The sequence below is a fragment of the Mesorhizobium sp. WSM4816 genome (assembly GCF_055811535.1).
Window position 1 is genome coordinate 107,358 of record NZ_JBVVQR010000010.1, and the last position, 17,725, is coordinate 125,082.

The window sequence follows — 17,725 nt, forward strand, 5'->3', positions numbered from 1 at the left end:
CAAATGACCCCAACGGACGATCCGAAGCGATGGCTGGAGCAGCAGGGGATCAGGGAAGTCGAATGCCTGGTGCCGGACGTGAATGGCGTGTTGCGCGGCAAGGCGTTGCCAACGGCCAAGTTCCTGAAGTCGCTCGAAGACCGCGCGCTCTACCTGCCGAGCAGCGCCTTCCTGGTCTGCATAGACGGCCGCTATTCCGGTTCCAACGACGAGGGCTTCGCCTATCAGGATCCCGACATGCGGATGGTGCCGGATGTCGCGACGCTCTGCCTTGCGCCCGGCGCTGGAGCTGAAAAGGCCTATGTCTTCGCCGATGCGTTTCACATGGACGACCGGCCGTGGATGGCCTCGCCACGTCATGTGCTGAGGGCCGTGCTCGATCTCTATCACCAGCGCGGCTGGCGGGCAGTGGTGGCGCCGGAGCTCGAATTCTACCTGACTGCGCCCAATCCCGATCCCGATCGGCCGCTGATCGCGCCGGTCGGGCGCAATGGCCGCTCCGAAACCGTGCAGCACCCCTATGACATGGCGGCGCTGGAGGAATTCGAGTCGGTGATCCAGCGGCTCTACGACTATGCCGCAAAGGCCGGGTTGCCGCTCGATACGCTGATCCACGAATCAGGCACGGCGCAGCTGGAGATCAATTTCCTGCATGGCGACGCGCTGCCGCTGGCCGACAAGGTGCTGCTGTTCAAGCGGATGACGCGCCAGGCCGCGCAGGACAATGGCATGCATGCGACCTTCATGGCCAAGCCGATCGCCGCACAAGCCGGCAGCTCCATGCATCTCCACATGTCGGTCATCGACGAGGCCGGGAATACGCTGTTCGCCGGGCGTGACGATGCCGACACCGAGATGTTCGGGCATTTCATCGGCGGCCTGCAGAAATACATTCCGGAGGTGATGCCGCTGTTTGCGCCGAACGTGAATTCGTTCCGCCGCATCCGGCCGAACCACAGCGCCCCCGCCAACATCGAGTGGTCGCATGACAATCGCTCCTGCGGCCTGCGTGTGCCGGCCGGCGGGCGGGCCGCACGGCGGGTGGAAAACCGGCTGCCCGGCGCTGATGCCAACCCCTATCTGGCGATGGCCGGCTCGCTGCTCTGCGGCTATCTCGGCGTCGAGGAAAAGCTCTCGCGTTCGCCCGAGGCATCGGGCAACGCCTATCGCAGCAAGAGCACGCTGCCGAAAACCATGGAGGAGGCGCTCGACCGTTTCGCCGCCTGCAGTCCGGTTCGGGACTTGCTCGGCGAGGATTTCGTCCAGACCTATTTGCGCGTCAAAAGCGTCGAGCTCGACCTGTTCCAGAGCGTCGTCACCAGCTGGGAACGCGACCACCTGCTGCTCAAGGTCTGACTATGAGCTTGGATTCTGGGGGCTTCAATTCCGGCCTGGACATCGGCAGATCCTACTATGTCGCGACCGCCAATCCGGCCCCTGATCATTCGGCGCTGCAGGGCGACGTCGACGCCGATCTGGTGGTGGTCGGCGGCGGCTGCACCGGCCTGTCCGCGGCCCTTCATGCCGCCGAGTGCGGGCTGAAGGTGGTTCTCCTCGAAGGCGGTAAGATCGGCTGGGGGGCGTCGGGGCGCAATGGCGGCCAGATCATCCCCGGCCTGCGCAAGGGCGCCAAGGGCCTGGTCAAGCTTTATGGGCCCGAACGGGCGCGGGCGCTTTTCGCTCTCGCCCTCGAGGCGCGCGGGCTGGTGCTGGACCTGATCGAGCGCCATGCCATCGATTGCGACCTCCGGCTCACCGGCCATCTGGCTGGTGCGGTCAACGGCTCCGACCTGCGCGATCTCGAGGAAGAGGCCGAGTGCCTTGCCAGCGTGATGAATTTTCATGACGTCGAGATGCTGTCGGCAGCGCGGGCGCGTGAAATGGTGAACACACCCTATCACGGCGCCATGTACGAGAAGCTCGGCGGCCATATGCATCCGCTGAACTACACGCTGGGTCTTGCCCGCGCCACGGCAGCGGCAGGCGTCACCATCCACGAGAATTCGGTGGCGCTGCGGCTGGAGCGGGAACCTTCCATCCGGGTTTCCACGGCCAAGGGCACGGTCCGGGCCCGGCATGTCGTGTTGGCCGGCGACGCCCTGCTTCAGGGGCTCGAACCGCGCGTCAACAGCCGCATCATGCCGGTCGGCAACTACATCATCGCCACCGAGCCGCTTGACGACACCAGCGACGTCATCCCAAGCAATGCCGCCGTTTCCGACACACGCTTCGTCGTCAACTACTACCGGCTGTCGGCCGACGGCCGCCTGCTGTTCGGCGGTGGCGAGCGCTACACGCCGTCGCCGCCCGCCGACATTGCCGGCTTCGTGCGGCCGCTTATGGAAAAGACCTTTCCGCAATTGCGCGGCCGCCGCATCGAGCATGCCTGGGGCGGGCTGGTCTCGGTGACGACATCGCGCCTGCCGGATGTCGGCCACTATGGCGAGGTCTATTTTGCGCATGGCTATTCAGGCAAGGGCGTGATCCTGTCGACGCTGTCGGGAAAGCTGCTTGCCGAGGCGATCACCGGCGATGCGTCGCGGCTCGATCTGTTTTCGACGCTGAGGCCAATGCCGTTTCCCGGCGGTACCGCACTGCGCGGCCCGCTCTATGTCCTCGGCATGCTCTGGTACGCCATGCGCGACCGCATCAAGCATTGAGCAAGCGATCCACTGCCGCCGTGGTCTTGCGACGGAGGGCGGCAACGCAGCTTCGCGACAAATTTGACCATGTGGACAAAGGTCGGACGCCGTTCCATAGTTCCCTCGCCTGATATCCAAAGAAACAGCCGGCTCGACACGGCGCCAATCAGAGGGGCATGCAATGGAAAACGGGAAGAGCAAAATCCAGTCGAAACGCGAAGGACTTTCGCGACGCAATTTGCTGGAACTCGGCGCGCTCGGCCTGGCGGCAGCCATGCTGCCGGGCAGTGCCTTGGCGCAGGACAAGAAGCTGAAGGTGGCGGCGATCTTCGCCACGCCGACCGAGGAGCCATGGGTCCACCAGATCCATGTCGCCCTGCAGAGGGCCGAGAAGGAACTCGGCATCGAGTACAAATGGTCGGAGAAGGTGCAGACGGCCGATTTCAGCCGTGTGATGCGCGAATATGCGCAAGGCGGCTATGAGCTGGTGCTGGGTGACGCGTTCGCTGCCGAACGCGAATCCCGCCGCACCGCCAAGCAATTTCCGAAGGTCGCCTTCCTGTTCGGCTCCGGCGCCGGGCCGGCCGAGCCGAATTTCGCTGTCTTCGACAACTGGATCCACGAGCCCGCCTATCTCTCCGGCCTGATCGCCGGAAAGATGTCGAAATCAGGCACCATCGGCGCCGTTGCGGCGATGGGCATTCCGGAAGTGAACCGGCTGGTCAATGCCTTCTTTGCCGGCGCCCGCGAGGTCAATCCTGACATCAAGAGGAAGGTCGCATTCATCGGCTCCTTCTTCGACCCGCCCAAGGCCAAGGAAGCGGCTATCGCCCAGATCGACGCCGGCGTCGACGTGATCTATGCCGAACGTTTCGGCGTCATCGAAGCGGCGGTCGAGAGGAAGATCCTCGCCATCTCCAATATGTCCGACCAGTCCAACCTCGGCCCGGACACGGTGATCACGGGTCCGGTCTGGGATATGTATCCGACGGTCGAGCATGCGATCAAACTGGTCAAGGCCGGCGTGTTCACCGCGCAGGATTACGGCGATTTCTCGCGCATGGCCAAGGGCGGCTCCTTTCTGGCGCCCTATCACAAATTCGACAAGACGCTGCCCGCCGACGTCAAGGAGCTGGTCGAGAAGAAAAAGGCCGAAATCCTCGACGGCAATTTCCGTGTCGTCGTCGACGAGAACACGCCGGTTTCGGATTGAGCGCAGTTTTTTTGGGGTTGGCGCTGCACCCCCCCCCTCTGGCCTGCCGGCCATCTCCCCCTCAAGGGGGGAGATTGGCAGCTTCGCCGACAGCGCCTCTTCTTCAGTGTTGACGATTTGCGAAAGCCGAAGTGACATCCGATCTCCCCCCTTGAGGGGGAGATGGCCGGCAGGCCAGAGGGGGGTGCAGCGCATCCCTCAAATCATAAGCCAATTCAGGAGCACCCTCGCCTTTGCCCGCCCCTCTCATCGAAATGCGTGGCATCTCCAAGAGCTTCGGCGCCGTCATGGCGAACGAGGCCGTCGATCTCAGCGTCGCGCCGGGCGAGATTCTCGGGCTGCTCGGTGAAAACGGCGCCGGCAAGACGACGCTGATGAACGTGCTGTTCGGCGCCTATGCGTCCGACGCCGGCGAGATCCTGGTTCAGGGCCGGCCGGTGACGATCAACAGCTCGGCCGATGCGCTCGCCGCCGGCATCGGCATGGTGCACCAGCATTTTCACCTGGCGCCGCGGCTTTCGGTGCTGGAAAACCTGCTGATCGGCATTCCCGGCAAATCGGGCCGGATCGACCGCGCCGGCGGGCTAGCGCGACTGGCGGATATCGGCCGCCAGCATGGCCTCACGCTCGATCCGGATCGTTCCGTCTCGGCGCTGTCGATCGGCGAGCAGCAGCGGCTCGAAATCGTCAAGGCGCTGTTTCGCGGTGCAAGGCTGCTGATCCTCGACGAACCGACGGCGGTGCTGGCGCCGACAGAGGTCGACGGGCTGTTTTCGGCGCTGCGGTCGATGACGGCCCAGGGTCTCGGCATCATCTTCATCTCGCACAAGCTCAACGAGGTCAGGGCGTTGACCCATCGCTGCGTCGTGCTGCGGCACGGCCGCGTAACCGGGCGCGTCGATGCACCTGCCAGCACGACATCCCAGGACATGGCGCGGCTGATGTGCGGCCACGAGATCGTTCCGCCGGGCAGGGGACCGTCGACACCGGGTGCCGCGGTGCTGACCCTGGACGGCATCTCGACGTCGCGCCATTCCGGTATGGCGCTGCGCGACGTGTCGCTCTTTGTCCGTGCCGGCGAGATCCTCGGCATTGCCGGTGTCTCGGGCAATGGCCAGCGGGCGCTTGCCGAAGTGATCTCCGGCGTGCTCGCACCCGATGCCGGCCGGATGACGATAGCCGGCAAAGCTGTCTCGCGGTTCTCGCCGCGCGAGGTGCAGGCGCTCGGTCTCGGGCGCATCCCGGAAGACCGCATGACGACGGGACTGGTCACCAACCTGCCGCTTGCCGATTCGATGGTGCTGCCGCGCATCGGCACCGGGGCGTTCAGCCGCAACGGTCTGCTCAGGCCCGATGCGATCCGCGCCTTCGCCGAAGAACAGATCAAGGCCTATGACATACGCTGCCCCGGGCCGATGACGCGGGCCGGAGCGCTGTCCGGCGGCAATCTGCAAAAGGCGCTGCTGGCGCGTGAGCTCGCCTTCGACCCCAAGGTGCTGATCGTGTCGCAGCCGACGCGCGGCCTCGACATTGGTGCGGCGCGCTTCATCCACGAAAAGTTCCTCGACATGCGTGCCAGGGGCTGCGGCATCGTCGTCATCGGCGAAGACCTCGAAGAGCTGCTGATGCTCTGCGACCGCATCGCGGTGATGTATGAGGGGCGCATTGCCGGCACGCTGGCCAGCGCCGACGCCACCATCGCGCGGCTCGGACTGATGATGACCGGGGCGGGGGGCGATAGTTGATGTTCCGCCTCGAAGCCCGCACCTCAACGCCCGCCTGGTTCAACCTAGCTCTGCCGTTGCTGGCCATCGGCGCGACATTGGTGCTATGCAGCGGCCTCATTGCCCTGGCCGGCGCCGGGGTGATCGAGGCCTATGGCGTGATGTTCTCGGCGTCGCTGGGCGACAGCTACGCGATCACCGAAACGCTGGTGCGCGCAACACCGATGATCTTCACCGGCCTTGCCGTAGCGGTTGCCTTCCGCGCCAAATTCTGGAATATCGGCGCCGAGGGGCAGTTGCTTGCCGGTGCGGTGGCGAGCTGTGCGGTCGGCGCCATCCCGATGCCGGGACCGCTAGCCATGCTGCTGATGGCGCTCGCCGGCGCCGCCGCCGGTGCTGCGGTCGCCCTGATCCCGGCAACGCTGCGGGTGAAATTCAAAGTCGATGATGTCGTTAGTTCACTGCTGCTCAACTCGGTCATCTTCTACGCGTTGATGGCGCTGATCGAAGGCCCTTGGAAAGACAGTTTCAGCGGCTACCCGATCTCGCCGCCGATCGAGGATTCGGCGAATTTCCCGGTGCTGCTCGAAGGCACGCGGCTGCATCTCGGCGTCGTGGCGGCTTTCGTGGCCGCACCGGTCATCTGGTTCCTGATTGCGCGCACGACGCTCGGCTTCAGGATCAGGGTGATCGGCGAAAATCCCGAGGCCGCGCGCTATGGCGGCATCCATGTCGAGCGGGTGCTGATCTCGACGGCGCTGCTGTCCGGGGCGCTCGCCGGCCTTGCCGGCGTCAGCGAAGTCGGCGGCGTGCATTTCCAGGTGATGAGCGACATCTCGCCGGGCTATGGCTATTCCGGCATCGTCGTCGCCATGCTGGCGAGGCTCAACCCGCTTGGCGTGATGCCGGCGGCGCTGTTCCTCGCCGCCGTCATGACCGGCGCCGAGGCGATGTCGCGGGCCACCGGCGTTCCGGCCTTCCTCAGCGACGTCATCCAGGGCACCGCGCTGCTCGCCATGCTGGTGGCGCTGCTGTTCACGGCCTATCGCATCCGCCGCGTCGGAGCCGCATGATGAGCGTCGTGCTCGAACAGATTTTTCAGGTCGGCTTCCTCGCCGCGATCATCCGCATCGCCACGCCTTTGGCTTTCGCGACGCTGGGCGAGATGTTTTCGGAGCGGGCCGGCGTGCTCAATCTCGGCATCGAAGGCATCATGCTGTTGTCGGCGATGACCGGCTTCACCGCGACCAGCCTCAGCGGCAGCCTGTGGCTCGGCGTGCTTGCGGCGGTGCTGACCGGTGCGCTGATGGGTGCCGTGCATGCGCTGTTCACGGTGGCTCTCGGCCTCAGCCAGCATGTCTGCGGCATCGGCGTGACGCTGTTCTCGTCGGGCCTCGCCTATTTCCTTTACCGGCTGATCTTCGGCCAGCAATCGGTGCCGCCCAGCATCAAGAGTTTCGAAACGCTGCCGATCCCTGTTCTCTCCGACATCCCGGTGCTCGGACCAGCCGTGTTCAACCAGTTTTCGCTGGTCTACATGGCGATGGCAGCCGTTCCCCTTGCCGCCTTCGTGCTCTATCGGACTCCGTGGGGCCTGTCGGTGCGCATGGTCGGCGAAAATCCGCGCGCCGCCGATTCGGCCGGCGTCGGCGTCATCGCCACTCGCTTCCAGGCGGTGATCCTTGGCGGTGCCCTGATGGGGCTGGCCGGGGCTTTCCTGTCGATGGTGCAGTTCAACGCCTTCACCTTCGGCCTCGTCTCCGGGCGTGGCTGGGTGGCGATCGCGCTCGTCGTCTTCGGCCGCTGGGATCCCTGGCGTTCGGCAGGGGCCGCCCTGCTGTTCGCCTTCGTCGATGCCCTGCAACTGCGCATGCAGGCGAGCGGGCTCGGCCATATCCCCTATGAGGCGTTCCTGATGCTGCCCTTCATCTTCACCATCGTCGCGATGGCGGTGATGTCACGCAACGCCGTCGCGCCTTCGGCGCTCCTCAAGCCGTTCCGCCGCGAAGAACGCTGACAGGGCGGGGAAGGGAATTCTCAGCCACCGCTTAGCGCCCGCATCACATTCGGCAGCGCCGGCAGCGTCAGCAAAACCGTGCCGGCAAGCCAGATCGACGCGACGACGATGCTCCTGGGGCGCGCCGACCAGCGCTCATAGAGAGCGGCCGGCACGCCGGCGAGCATGATGGTCATCGTCGACAGGATCAGCGCACTTGCCATGTAGACGATCTGGCTCAGGGGAGGCGCCCAGCCCGGATACCAGACCGGATAGAACAGGAACACCATCAGCACCCACGGTGAAAAGATGCCGTTGACGATGGCGACCGCCATGACCGGCACAAGAGCATTTCTGTCCATTGCCTCACCCCCCCTGCGAAGCCATCGGCGCAATGCCGAAATTGATCAGCAAGACGAGATAGAACACGCGCAAGGCCATAAGCCAGAGCACGCTGAAGACGATCACCACCGGCTGGGTCAGGATCGACGGCGTAATGCTCCGCACGGCCCGCAGGAACGGGTCCGTGACACTCTTGAAGAAGCGCCAGATGTAGTTGTCCCAGCTTTCGGGCACGAAGAAACCGAGCACGAGGCGACCGATCAGCGTGTACATCACCGCGGCAAGGACGAAATTCGGGATGTGGAAATACCAATAGGACCAGAAATCGTTCATGGGGGAGTTTCCAAGCAGCGGCGGCGCCGCGTTATGCCAGCGACGCCCCCGAAATGAAAGCGGGGTCCGTCACCGGACCCCGCCTTGAGCGCCGATCGCTATGCGCGATCAGGCAGTCTTTTCTTCCATCATCTGCTTGCCGCGCGGCACGCGGATTTCCTCGATGAAATCCTGCATATCCCGGGACGGCGCCCTGGTGAGAAGGCTGACGATGATCATCACGACGAAGCCCACCGGCAGACCGAAGGCCGCCGACGAAATGTTCTTCACGCCCCACCACAGTTCCATATTCGGCGTCGCCTTGTCGAAGTCGGCGCCGTACTGGGTCATGACAAGGTAGAAGATGGTGATGCCGAAGCCCGCGATCATGCCGGCGACCGCACCGGCCGAGTTGGCGCGCTTCCACCAGACGCCGAGCACCAGCGCCGGGAACAGCCCGCCGGCGGCAAGCGAAAACGCCCACGACACCATCGACAGGATGTCCGACGGCTTGGTCGACGCGACGTAGGCGGCCAGCACGGCGACCATAACCAGCAGGATGCGGGACACGATCAGGCGCCGCGACGTCGGCGCATTCTGGTCGATCATCCTGTAGTAGATGTCGTGGCTGAGCGCGTTGGCGATGGCTAGCAGCAGGCCGTCCGCCGTCGACAGCGCGGCGGCAAGACCGCCGGCGGCGACGAGGCCCGAGATGACGTAAGGCATGCCGGCCATTTCCGGCGTCGCCAGCACGATCATGTCGGCGTTGAGGTTGATGTCGGCAAACGAAAGTGCCGTCACGCCCTTTTCGGCGCAGGCCGCGACGATCGCCGCGGAGTCTGTCGCCGCCTTGCCGCAGATCTGCACGAGCGTATTGTCGGCAGCGGCCCAGCGCATCATCCATCCGGCTTTCTCGGCGATGTTCTCGGGCGTCAGACCCGACGCCACCAGGTCGAGCATCGTCCACTTGGCGAACGCCGCATAGGCAGGCGCGGTGAAGTAGAGGATGAAGATGAACAGCAGCGACCAGGCGACCGAGACACGCGCTTCACGCACCGACGGGGTGGTGAAGTAGCGCATCAGGACATGCGGCAATGACGCCGTTCCGACCATCAGGCAGAGGATGAGCAGGAAGTAGTTCTTGGCATCGTAGCCGCCATGCACGAATGGGGTGATGTGATGCACGGTGATGCCCTGCGCCGTCTCAAGCGCGGTGATGTTCGCCAGCGCCTGGCCTTGCATCAATTGTGGGATCGGCACGCCGGTTTTCACCGTCGACATCCAGATGACAGGGATGAGATAGGCGATGATCAGCACGATGTACTGGGCGACCTGCGTCCAGGTGACGGCGCGCATGCCGCCCAACATGGAGCACACCAGGATGCCGGCCAGTCCGACATAGACCGCGACATTGAAGTCGATGCCAAGGAAGCGGGCCGAGATCAGCCCGGTGCCGAAAATCTGCGCGACGACATAGGTGAACGAGCAGGAGAACAGAACGATCACGCCGATGAAGCGGGCAAGATTGCCGCCGTAGCGCGCCGACAGGAAGTCGGGAACCGTGTAGGCGCCGAACTTGCGCAGATAGGGCGCAACGAGGATGGCCACGAGCACGTAGCCGCCGGTCCAGCCGAGCACGAAACCGAGGCCGTCATAGCCGAGCAGATAGAGTGAGCCGGCCATGCCGATGAAGGAGGCCGCTGACATCCAGTCGGCGCCGGTCGCCATGCCGTTGTAGAGCGCCGGTACGCGGCGCCCGGCGACGTAATATTCGCCGACGTGCATGGTGCGGCTCAGGATGCCGATCACCGCGTAGATGACGATGGTAAAGCCCATGAACAGGTAGCCGATTACAACATTTTCGACGCCCATGGCGCTCAAGATGGCCATCAAGATGATGAAGGCTATGAAGCCGCCGGTGTAGATGCCGTAGATGCGGCCGAGATTGGAGGTGAAGTCGCCTCCGCCTGCGGTGGTAGATGTCGTGTTAGCCATTGACGTTCCCCCGATCAATCTTCATGGACGCCATGCTCTTCGTCGATCGCGTTCTGGCGCCGTGCGAACCAGAACAGCATGACGACGAAGGCGATGAGCGAACCCTGAGCGGCCATGTAGAAGCCGAGCGGAAAACCAAAAATGACGATGCTGTTGAGTTGCTCCACGAACATGTGGATGACGTAACCGAAGAATACCCACAGGCCCAGCATGGTGAACATGAGGCCCTTGGTCTTGTTCCAATAACTTACGCGGTCTGGCGTCGCCATAGCTTGAACCCTCCCTTGGTTGGCAGCTTGCGAACCGTCTTGACCGCAAGGCGCCGTTTAACGCTTGCCTCTTCCGCTGACGCGGAAGCCCTCCGGCATATGTCGCGGCCAGGTATAGAATCAGCCGACCGTAACTTTGTAGGAGTATCACTTCTTGTCGCGCCTGTTCATACGACTTTAGAATCGGTGAGAGGACTGGAGAATCGGTGGGAGGACTTGATTCGGTAAGAGGGCTGGCGGCGCGGCGTCGCGGAGGCTAAACGGTCAACATCGGTTGGAAACAAGACCGAAGGGAGAGCGCCATGGGCCTGCTGAACAATTTGTTGCCCGAGTTCCTGCGCAAGCCGCAGCCGATCGTCAGCGTCGGCGAACTGGCTGACTTCATGGATTCGCGCGCCGCCTTCCTGGCGCAGAAAAGCATCGTCGAGTTCTGCCGCGTCAGAGCAGGAGTTTATTGGCAGAAGCTGTTCAGCGAGAAGGAGTTCCAGGCGGCGCTCAACCATTCACGCTGGCGCGCCTACCCTGCGTGTTACGCGATGGTGGCGGAAATGGTGGAGGGTGCGCTGCGCGAACCCGCCGGCTTGCGCCAGCGAGGCCTGCCAGCGGCGCTGGAAAAAGTCGCCCTGGCAAGCTTCTCCAAATATGCCGTTCCGGCGGGCTCGCCCGCCACTTTCTGGGAGGACGCCGCCGAGCTCACCCGCCAGCGCCTCGCCGCCACCCAGATCGGCCCGCCGCGCCCGGTGCGCGAGATCCCCGAGCCGCTGGCGCGAACGGTTTTCGAGATGGTCCCGATCCACCCCAATCTGCTGACCAACGATTACGACTATATCTTCAATTTCCTGAGAATGAATCTGCTGCGCGCGCATGAGGATTTCCTGGTGCAGGCCGACCGCAGCGCCCTCGTCGACCAATTGCTTGGCGCCGCGCGCAGCTGAGTTTGTTTACTGTCCGAGCGTCGCCGGCGATGCGAACATCAGGTCCCGCACCAGGTCGGGTGCCGACTGAAGGCGCTTGATGAGTGTCTTGAGCTGCGCCTGCTGCTCGCGCGCCAGCGCATTGATCTCGACGCGGTTGGATACCGGTATACCGGCGTAGATGTCATGCGTCTGCTGAGCGAGCAGCAAGCCGACCAGCATGGCGTGGCCGGCCAGCATCGCCTTCATGTCGGGCTCGCCGCCAATATCCAGGGCGATCAGTTGCTCGAGCCGGGCACGCGTGCTCCGCTCGCGGATGCCGTGGCGAATTGCGAGCGTGCGTGCGGTCGCGACGATTGGAAAAAGGCCATGCTTCTTGATGTCCAGCCGGCCATTTTCAAGCTGAAGGCCGCCAAAGACAGTGAAGGGATTGCCGGTCGTCATCTGCTCGCCGAGCAGCTTCGCGAACGCCGGCTCGGCGTGGGCACGGTCATAGGCATATTCGACGAACTGCGCGGCCAGCGTGGTGTCGCCATGCACCGGTCGCAGGTCGTAGACGATATCGACGTTGAGCAGGTCCTGAGGCCGCAGGCGGCGAACCCAATCCTCGACGCGCCGCTTCCAGGTGGAGAGGCTACCGCGGAATGCGGCATTCGAGGCCATTACCCCGCCTTTGCAATATGGCACGCCTGAGATGTCGAGCATGTCGGCGAGCCTGGCGCCGAGGTTCTTGAACCAGCGATCTTCGGGCCCATCCGGCTCGCCAGCTGCAAAGACGATTGCGTTGTCCTGGTCGGGGGCCATCAGGCTTTCGCCACGGCCGCCTGAGCCGAGCACGAGCACGGCGTAGGCGCAGGGCGGCGGGCCGTGGCCTTCGATCTGCATCTGCTGTTCGGCAAGCACGGCGGCGCGGCGGGTAAGCGAGCAAAGTTCGTCGCTGATGATTTCCGCCACCACGCGCGGGTCGATTGCTTCGCCGAGGAGCGAACGTACCACGCCCGGCAGCATCGACCAACTGGCCGCCAGTTCGGCGGCATCCCTGGCATGTTCGATGGTGTCGTCGAGATCGATGGCAGCGGCGGCGCGGAGCCTCAACAGGTCGCGCGCCGAAAGCACGCCGACCAGCATGCCACCGTCGTCGCGGACGGCGAGGTGGCGGACTTTCAGCCGATCCATGCGGCCGATCGCCCGGTAAGCGAAGGCGGCGGCGCGGATGCTTATCAGCGGTCGCGCTGCGATGTTTCCGACCGGCATGTCAAAAGCCTGCTCGGCGTCGGACGACATGCGGCGCAGCAGGTCACGCTCGGTAACGATGCCATACGCCTCGATCGCTTGATCCGGCGTTCCACGCTCGGACACGAGGACCGAGCTGATCTTGCGCTTGACCATGAGGTCGATGACCTGCCTTGTCGGTTTGGTCGACTTCACCACGACTGGCGGGCTGCTCATGAGGCTGCCGACGCGATGGCGATAGGCATAGGGATCAACCGGCTGAAACGCGGGAGCCTGGGGTCGCGACACCGGCTCGGCCCAGCCCGCGCGATGGCCGGCTTCGAGAGCGTCCGAAAGGGCAAGGCAGGCAACCTCGGCCTCTCCAAGTGTTCGGATGTTGCGCTTACGCAACTCCGGAATCAGCGCGGCAAAGATGTCCCCGGCCGCAATCGCATCGCCCAGAGCCGAATGCCGGCCGGTTATCTCCAGGCGAAGCCACCCGGCGATCGTTTCCAGAGAATGGTCTGCCAGATTGGGATTTGCTATGGTCGCAAGAAGCCGGACGCACAGCGCCCGAGGCTTTTTCCAGGGCAAACGGGCGCTTCGGCATTCGCGCTCCAATACCGCCAGGTCGAAGCCGATCGAATGGCCAACGAGGATGCGGTCGCCGACGAACTCCTGGAATTGTGCCCATGCATCCGGGAAGCTGCCGGCTCCGTCAACATCGGCATCGGTGATGCCATGGACGAGCGAAGCCTCGGACGGGATTGCTTCACCGGGATCGATGAGCAGATCGAGCTGAGCTTGCCGTACGACCTTGCCATGCGCGATGCCGATCGCGCCAATCTGGACCACGCGCGCCTTGGTGGCGTCGGGCCCGGTTGTTTCGGTGTCGACGGCGGCAGCCGCAATTGCTATCAGCGGTGTCGCGCCGCTCGGCGGCTTCAATTCCGTCTCCTTCGGCATAGCCGATAGCCTTCCTCTGCCGGTTGTCTTGCCCAGACAATGCCTGTCCGAGGCAGCGCCTGTCGGTGCGAAAAGGTTCGATCCGGCTTGCCATGCAACATAGAGCGCGCCGGCGGGCCGCGTCGATGGCCGAAGTCAGGCCATGGCGTTCGCAATGTTGCGCCGGGGAGTAGCGCGCCTGCACGTCCAGGCGGCACATTCGCCTTAAAGTGATTTGATACGGTCGCAGCGCTCGCACATTGTCGGCGAGCTTGCTGCCGAGGGCGCCGATGGATGAGATCAGGCGGGTTGCTGTGGGGTGCATCGGGCGCGCCGTCATGTTCGGCTCGCTTGCCATTGGCTGTGTCATGGTCGGATTCTCCTTCAACCCGGTGTCTGCATTTCGCTCCGGCGCGTTCCTCACGCTGACCATGGTTCTGGCGCTGATGTGGAAAGCCACGACCGCAGCCTTCAAAAATCCCAAGCACACCGAAGTCTGGCTCTACCTCAATGAGAAATCGCGCCCAGCCGATGCCTCGGCACGACGGGTGTTCGGCACCATCATGGGCGACGTTTATAGACTCTACGCCCGGATCGCGCTCGGCGTCGCGGTCGGGTTCTTCCTTGTGTCGCTCGTGCTGATGCTGTTCGGCCTGGAAGCTTACAGGCCGCCCGCCAACTAGGCCGCCGCTCCGCCCAATCCCTGCCCGCCCGCACGACCGGGCGTTTTGCCATCGGGCCGATCGGCCTCGGAAAGTGCCGCGCTAAGCAGCAAACAAACCAAATTGTCCTCAGGTTGGAGAAAAACATTCTAAGGATCGCTGGAAAATAGCAATCGACAAAGTCTACTAAATTAATAGATTAACTGCCGAGACGGAGGTCGATATGTCCTATTTCCAGAACGCCCACACTGCCCACAAAGGCCAAAGGCTCGGTTCCGAGCAGACTTGGCGGCCGGCCTATGCGGGCGCCTTTGCCTATCTCGTCTTTGCCCTTGCGTTCGTGTTCACCGGGGCGGTCGTTCTGGGTTTTGTTCCCTGACTGTGGAGCCCGCGAGTCATCGGGCCTGACTAAAGGGATAGCTGTCTGCCGTTTCGCGATATCGGAGTTGAATGAACCGAGTCCCGGTGCGCTTTCGCGCGCCTGACCCCAACGTGATGGAGGAGATGGCAATGCCGTTCGAGTTCACGCATGTTCCCGATAAAACTCACCCGGCCGACCCAACCGCCCCGTTTTTCTACGATTTCGCGGAAACCGCGACAAAGCTGTCGCTGATCGAGGACATCGGTTTCCAGAAAATCGTCGTCGACGATCCGGCTGGGCTGCTGACCAATATGGATATTGCCGCCCGGGCGCTGGACCGCACTTCTTCGCTCGAGATCGTTCTCACGCATTGGGCTGGTGTGATCGACCCGACGGTGGCGGCACGGCAATTGGCGGCCCTCGACGCGAAAAGCGGCGGTCGGCTGTCGCTCAGGATGCTCAGCGAGCCGCTGAACGACGACGATGCCGAAACGCGTCCGGTCGGTCATACGGTCGTCTGGCAGCGCGTCGATGAATATCTGGTGCTGCTGAAACGGTTGTGGTCGAACGACAGGCCGTTCGACCATGAAGGCGCCTTCTACAGCGTCAGCGGCGGCTATGTGCCGCGCAAGGGGCCGCGTAGCGCCGGCGTGAGCGTCCGCATGGGCGGACGGTCCGGAACGGCGCTCAGGGTCGCCGGGCGGCATGCCGATGTCTTCGAGCTGACGCCGGGTTCGCTCGACGAGATCCGGCAACTGATGGAGCGGGTGCGCAATGCCGCCGCCGAACACGGTCGGGCCGGCAAGCTGCGTTTCGCGCTTCCCGTCCGGATCCGTTCGGAGGGCAACGTTTCCGGCCAGAAGGCGGTCGAAGTTGTCGGACCGCCGGCACAAGTCGCGCTTTCCCTGCTTCCTTATGCTGCCCTGGGAATCGAGGAATTCATGATCGTCGGCGTCGACAGGCCACGCGAGATCGCAATGGCTGGCCGTGAAACGATCGCGCTGCTGCGCAACACTCTGGCGCGCCGCGAGGCTCCACCGCCCGGGGCGATTGCGCCTCGCGTGATCCGCGAAGCACGCGCCGGCTGAGCGCGTGCTATGCGCTTTGTGGTCGCCAACCCGAAGCGCGTGGCGGGGCCGCTCATTGCCGGCCTTTCCACATCAGCACCATGAAGTAAGGCCCGCCAACCAGGGCAGCAAGCAAACCCGCCGGAATCTGCCACGGGAAAATCAGCATCCGGCCGGCCCAGTCGGCCGAGACAAGCATCATCCCGCCAAGCATCGCGGAAGCGAAAAGCTGCGGCAAGGCGCGTTGAAGACCGAGCATGCGGGCCAGGTGCGGCGCCATCAATCCGACGAAGCTCAGCGGCCCGATGACCAGCGTGGCTATTGTCGTCGGCACCGAGATAAGCACCAGGAGCACGAACCGCACGCGAAACAGGCCAAGCCCGAGCCCGCGCGAGGCGGCTTCTCCAAGCGGCAGGATTTCCAGCCAGCGGCTGGTGAGGGGCACGATGGCGAGCAGAGCAGTCGCCGCCACGGCGGCGATTGTGGCATCGGCGGCGGTGGCCCGGTAGGCGGAGCCGGACAGCCAGCCGATCAGCGTATCGAGCCGAGGATCGCCGCTGGCGAGCATCACCGCCGAGAATGCCGACGCCATCGTCGCCACGGCGACCCCGGAAAGCAGCAACCGATCAGGCGCGAGAGGCTGCTGGCGGCCGGCCGGCGAAACCATCGCCAGGCTGACCAGCGCCCCGACGAGACCGGCCGCGATCATCGCCGGACGGTTGACATCAGAAGTCGCGACGAAGAGCAGCAGGATGCCTAGCGAGGCGCCGCCTGAGATACCCAGCACCTCGGGCGCCGCCATCGGATTGCCGGTCATCCGCTGCATCAGCGTGCCGACCACGCCCAGCATCATACCAGCGCAAACCGCTACGACGATGCGAGGCGCTCTGAGCGGCAGCAGGTCGGCAAGTTCGGCGGCCGAGGCCACGTGCCAGCCGGTCGCGCCTCGCCCGACAACAAGCGCGGCGCAGAGAAGAAGCGCCATCGCGACGAGCCCCAGCAGCAGATAGGCCCACCCGCTGCGCCTGCGCACGGAAGCCAGCATGGTGCCGTCCCGATCCGGGCTGGTGCGCAATTTCGGCAGGAGAAGAAACAGCAGCGGCGCACCGAGGAAAGCAGTCGCCACGCCTGCCGGGATTTCGGAGGTAAACGGCAGGACCTGCACCAGCCGGTCGGTCAGCCACAACAGCATGGCGCCCGCAAGCGGCGCCCAGATCATGCGCTGGCGCAGGGTCCGTGCGCCGGCGAGCCTGACCAGCGCCGGCGCCGCAAGCGCCACGAAGCTGATGACGCCGACGGCTGCGACCACCATGCTGCTCAGCGCGACGGCGACGGTCATCCCGGCCAGCCGTGTCACCACGGGTTTCGTGCCGAGGCTTTCGGCTCCCTCGTCGCTGAGGTCGAGAAGCCGCAGTGGCCGGAGCAGAAGGAAGGCAGCAATGCCGGCCATCGCCAGCCATGGCGCGAACCCGAGCACCACGGCATCGCCGTTCTGGATTAGCGAACCGCTCTGCCAGATGAAGAGTTCCTCGGAATATTCGCGGTTGGCCGCCATCAGCAGGGCGCTCGCCGAACTGCATGTGAGGCTGACCACCAGGCCGGAAATGATGATCGCGACCGGCGAAAAACTCCGGCCCCGGGCCAGAGCCAAAACCGCCAGCGTCGACAGGGCGCCGCCGGCGAGCGCCACCCATTCGCGACCTTGCTCCAGCATCCACGGCGCGTAGAGCGTGGCGATCGTCAGGGCGACGGTGGCGCCGGCATTGGTGCCGATGGTCGTCGGCTCGGCGAGCGGATTGCGCAGCAGCTGCTGGAGCAGTGTGCCGGTCAGGCCGAGCGCCGCGCCGGCCAGCAGACTGATCGCCAAACGCGGCAGAAACGCATGCCGGTAAAGCAGCTGCCGCGGATCGGCAAAGTCGGTCGCCCCGAGCGACTGCCACCACATGTCGGCGGGCAACAGGCGCAAAAGCCCGGCAGCGGTGAGATAGGCGGCGAGCACCGCCGGCACGCCGACGAGGGCGACGAGCATCCCTGCCTTGAAACGAGCACGATGGCCGGCTGTGGACTGCAT

General features: G+C 64.3%; 16 protein-coding genes. 10 read left to right on the plus strand and 6 right to left on the minus strand.

Annotation, left to right across the window (positions count from 1 at the left end; translation table 11 throughout):
- Positions 1-3 precede the first annotated feature (3 nt).
- From AC0L3H_RS14010 to AC0L3H_RS14035, 6 genes are all read left to right on the plus strand, one after another.
- Positions 4-1,356, plus strand: coding sequence for a glutamine synthetase family protein (locus AC0L3H_RS14010; RefSeq protein ID WP_473492544.1), 1,353 nt, complete (start codon positions 4-6; stop codon positions 1,354-1,356).
- 2 nt (positions 1,357-1,358) lie between these two features.
- Positions 1,359-2,660 (plus strand): NAD(P)/FAD-dependent oxidoreductase, encoded by a 1,302-nt coding sequence (locus tag AC0L3H_RS14015; RefSeq protein ID WP_473585842.1) that lies wholly within the window; start codon positions 1,359-1,361, stop codon positions 2,658-2,660.
- Between the two features lie 163 nt (positions 2,661-2,823).
- Positions 2,824-3,855 (plus strand): BMP family protein, encoded by a 1,032-nt coding sequence (locus AC0L3H_RS14020; RefSeq protein ID WP_473517136.1) that lies wholly within the window; start codon positions 2,824-2,826, stop codon positions 3,853-3,855.
- A 233-nt stretch (positions 3,856-4,088) separates the two neighbouring features.
- Positions 4,089-5,600, plus strand: a complete 1,512-nt coding sequence (locus AC0L3H_RS14025; RefSeq protein ID WP_473585843.1) for an ABC transporter ATP-binding protein — start codon at positions 4,089-4,091, stop codon at positions 5,598-5,600.
- On the plus strand, positions 5,600-6,652 hold the full coding sequence (locus tag AC0L3H_RS14030; RefSeq protein WP_128245863.1) for an ABC transporter permease: 1,053 nt from the start codon (positions 5,600-5,602) through the stop codon (positions 6,650-6,652). The genes AC0L3H_RS14025 and AC0L3H_RS14030 overlap by 1 nt, the downstream gene beginning before the upstream one ends.
- On the plus strand, positions 6,652-7,596 hold the full coding sequence (locus tag AC0L3H_RS14035) for an ABC transporter permease (RefSeq protein ID WP_023800524.1): 945 nt from the start codon (positions 6,652-6,654) through the stop codon (positions 7,594-7,596). The genes AC0L3H_RS14030 and AC0L3H_RS14035 overlap by 1 nt, the downstream gene beginning before the upstream one ends.
- 20 nt (positions 7,597-7,616) lie before the next feature.
- On the opposite strand, the gene AC0L3H_RS14040 is transcribed toward AC0L3H_RS14035, so the two are convergent.
- The 4 genes from AC0L3H_RS14040 to AC0L3H_RS14055 form a co-directional block, all read right to left on the minus strand.
- Positions 7,617-7,937: a hypothetical protein gene (locus AC0L3H_RS14040; protein WP_292483273.1), complete on the minus strand. Its 321-nt coding sequence runs from the start codon at positions 7,935-7,937 to the stop codon at positions 7,617-7,619.
- A gap of 4 nt (positions 7,938-7,941) precedes the next feature.
- Positions 7,942-8,250, minus strand: coding sequence for a YggT family protein (locus AC0L3H_RS14045; protein ID WP_473585844.1), 309 nt, complete (start codon positions 8,248-8,250; stop codon positions 7,942-7,944).
- A 108-nt stretch (positions 8,251-8,358) separates the two neighbouring features.
- Complete coding sequence (locus AC0L3H_RS14050; RefSeq protein ID WP_473585845.1) at positions 8,359-10,224, minus strand: sodium:solute symporter family protein; 1,866 nt, start codon at positions 10,222-10,224, stop codon at positions 8,359-8,361.
- A gap of 14 nt (positions 10,225-10,238) precedes the next feature.
- Positions 10,239-10,493, minus strand: coding sequence for a DUF4212 domain-containing protein (locus AC0L3H_RS14055; RefSeq protein WP_473517142.1), 255 nt, complete (start codon positions 10,491-10,493; stop codon positions 10,239-10,241).
- 302 nt (positions 10,494-10,795) lie between these two features.
- On the opposite strand from AC0L3H_RS14055, the gene AC0L3H_RS14060 reads away from it, so the two are divergent.
- A complete protein-coding gene (locus AC0L3H_RS14060) occupies positions 10,796-11,428 on the plus strand; it encodes a hypothetical protein (protein ID WP_128181296.1) in 633 nt (210 codons plus the stop codon).
- Between the two features lie 6 nt (positions 11,429-11,434).
- On the opposite strand, the gene AC0L3H_RS14065 is transcribed toward AC0L3H_RS14060, so the two are convergent.
- Positions 11,435-13,585, minus strand: a complete 2,151-nt coding sequence (locus AC0L3H_RS14065) for a DUF294 nucleotidyltransferase-like domain-containing protein (protein ID WP_473585846.1) — start codon at positions 13,583-13,585, stop codon at positions 11,435-11,437.
- Between the two features lie 269 nt (positions 13,586-13,854).
- Here AC0L3H_RS14065 and AC0L3H_RS14070 point away from each other — a divergent pair, with 269 nt between their 5' ends.
- The 3 genes from AC0L3H_RS14070 to AC0L3H_RS14080 all read left to right on the plus strand — a co-directional run bounded on the left by AC0L3H_RS14070 (position 13,855) and on the right by AC0L3H_RS14080 (position 15,675).
- The gene (locus AC0L3H_RS14070; RefSeq protein WP_473585847.1) at positions 13,855-14,247 is read left to right on the plus strand and encodes a hypothetical protein; all 393 of its coding nucleotides are present in this window, start codon (positions 13,855-13,857) and stop codon (positions 14,245-14,247) included.
- Positions 14,248-14,449: 202 nt separating this feature from the next.
- Positions 14,450-14,605, plus strand: coding sequence for a hypothetical protein (locus tag AC0L3H_RS14075; protein ID WP_473585848.1), 156 nt, complete (start codon positions 14,450-14,452; stop codon positions 14,603-14,605).
- Positions 14,606-14,736: 131 nt separating this feature from the next.
- Positions 14,737-15,675 carry an LLM class flavin-dependent oxidoreductase gene (locus AC0L3H_RS14080; protein WP_473585886.1) on the plus strand — a complete coding sequence of 313 codons (939 nt, stop codon included), beginning with the start codon at positions 14,737-14,739 and terminating at the stop codon, positions 15,673-15,675.
- A gap of 52 nt (positions 15,676-15,727) precedes the next feature.
- Here the strand turns inward: AC0L3H_RS14080 and fhuB are convergent, their stop codons facing one another.
- Positions 15,728-17,725 (minus strand): Fe(3+)-hydroxamate ABC transporter permease FhuB, encoded by a 1,998-nt coding sequence (fhuB, locus tag AC0L3H_RS14085; RefSeq protein ID WP_473585849.1) that lies wholly within the window; start codon positions 17,723-17,725, stop codon positions 15,728-15,730.

What these genes read in the sequence shown, in the direction of transcription:
- AC0L3H_RS14070 (WP_473585847.1), top strand. Translation starts at nt 13,855, where the DNA reads ATGGATGAGATCAGGCGGGTTGCTGTGGGGTGCATCGGGCGCGCCGTC.
- AC0L3H_RS14050 (WP_473585845.1), bottom strand. Translation starts at nt 10,224, where the DNA reads ATGGCTAACACGACATCTACCACCGCAGGCGGAGGCGACTTCACCTCC.
- AC0L3H_RS14040 (WP_292483273.1), bottom strand. Translation starts at nt 7,937, where the DNA reads ATGGACAGAAATGCTCTTGTGCCGGTCATGGCGGTCGCCATCGTCAAC.
- AC0L3H_RS14030 (WP_128245863.1), top strand. Translation starts at nt 5,600, where the DNA reads ATGTTCCGCCTCGAAGCCCGCACCTCAACGCCCGCCTGGTTCAACCTA.
- AC0L3H_RS14015 (WP_473585842.1), top strand. Translation starts at nt 1,359, where the DNA reads ATGAGCTTGGATTCTGGGGGCTTCAATTCCGGCCTGGACATCGGCAGA.
- AC0L3H_RS14065 (WP_473585846.1), bottom strand. Translation starts at nt 13,585, where the DNA reads ATGCCGAAGGAGACGGAATTGAAGCCGCCGAGCGGCGCGACACCGCTG.
- AC0L3H_RS14010 (WP_473492544.1), top strand. Translation starts at nt 4, where the DNA reads ATGACCCCAACGGACGATCCGAAGCGATGGCTGGAGCAGCAGGGGATC.
- AC0L3H_RS14080 (WP_473585886.1), top strand. Translation starts at nt 14,737, where the DNA reads ATGCCGTTCGAGTTCACGCATGTTCCCGATAAAACTCACCCGGCCGAC.
- AC0L3H_RS14035 (WP_023800524.1), top strand. Translation starts at nt 6,652, where the DNA reads ATGAGCGTCGTGCTCGAACAGATTTTTCAGGTCGGCTTCCTCGCCGCG.
- AC0L3H_RS14075 (WP_473585848.1), top strand. Translation starts at nt 14,450, where the DNA reads ATGTCCTATTTCCAGAACGCCCACACTGCCCACAAAGGCCAAAGGCTC.
- AC0L3H_RS14045 (WP_473585844.1), bottom strand. Translation starts at nt 8,250, where the DNA reads ATGAACGATTTCTGGTCCTATTGGTATTTCCACATCCCGAATTTCGTC.
- AC0L3H_RS14020 (WP_473517136.1), top strand. Translation starts at nt 2,824, where the DNA reads ATGGAAAACGGGAAGAGCAAAATCCAGTCGAAACGCGAAGGACTTTCG.
- AC0L3H_RS14055 (WP_473517142.1), bottom strand. Translation starts at nt 10,493, where the DNA reads ATGGCGACGCCAGACCGCGTAAGTTATTGGAACAAGACCAAGGGCCTC.
- fhuB (WP_473585849.1), bottom strand. Translation starts at nt 17,725, where the DNA reads ATGCAGTCCACAGCCGGCCATCGTGCTCGTTTCAAGGCAGGGATGCTC.
- AC0L3H_RS14060 (WP_128181296.1), top strand. Translation starts at nt 10,796, where the DNA reads ATGGGCCTGCTGAACAATTTGTTGCCCGAGTTCCTGCGCAAGCCGCAG.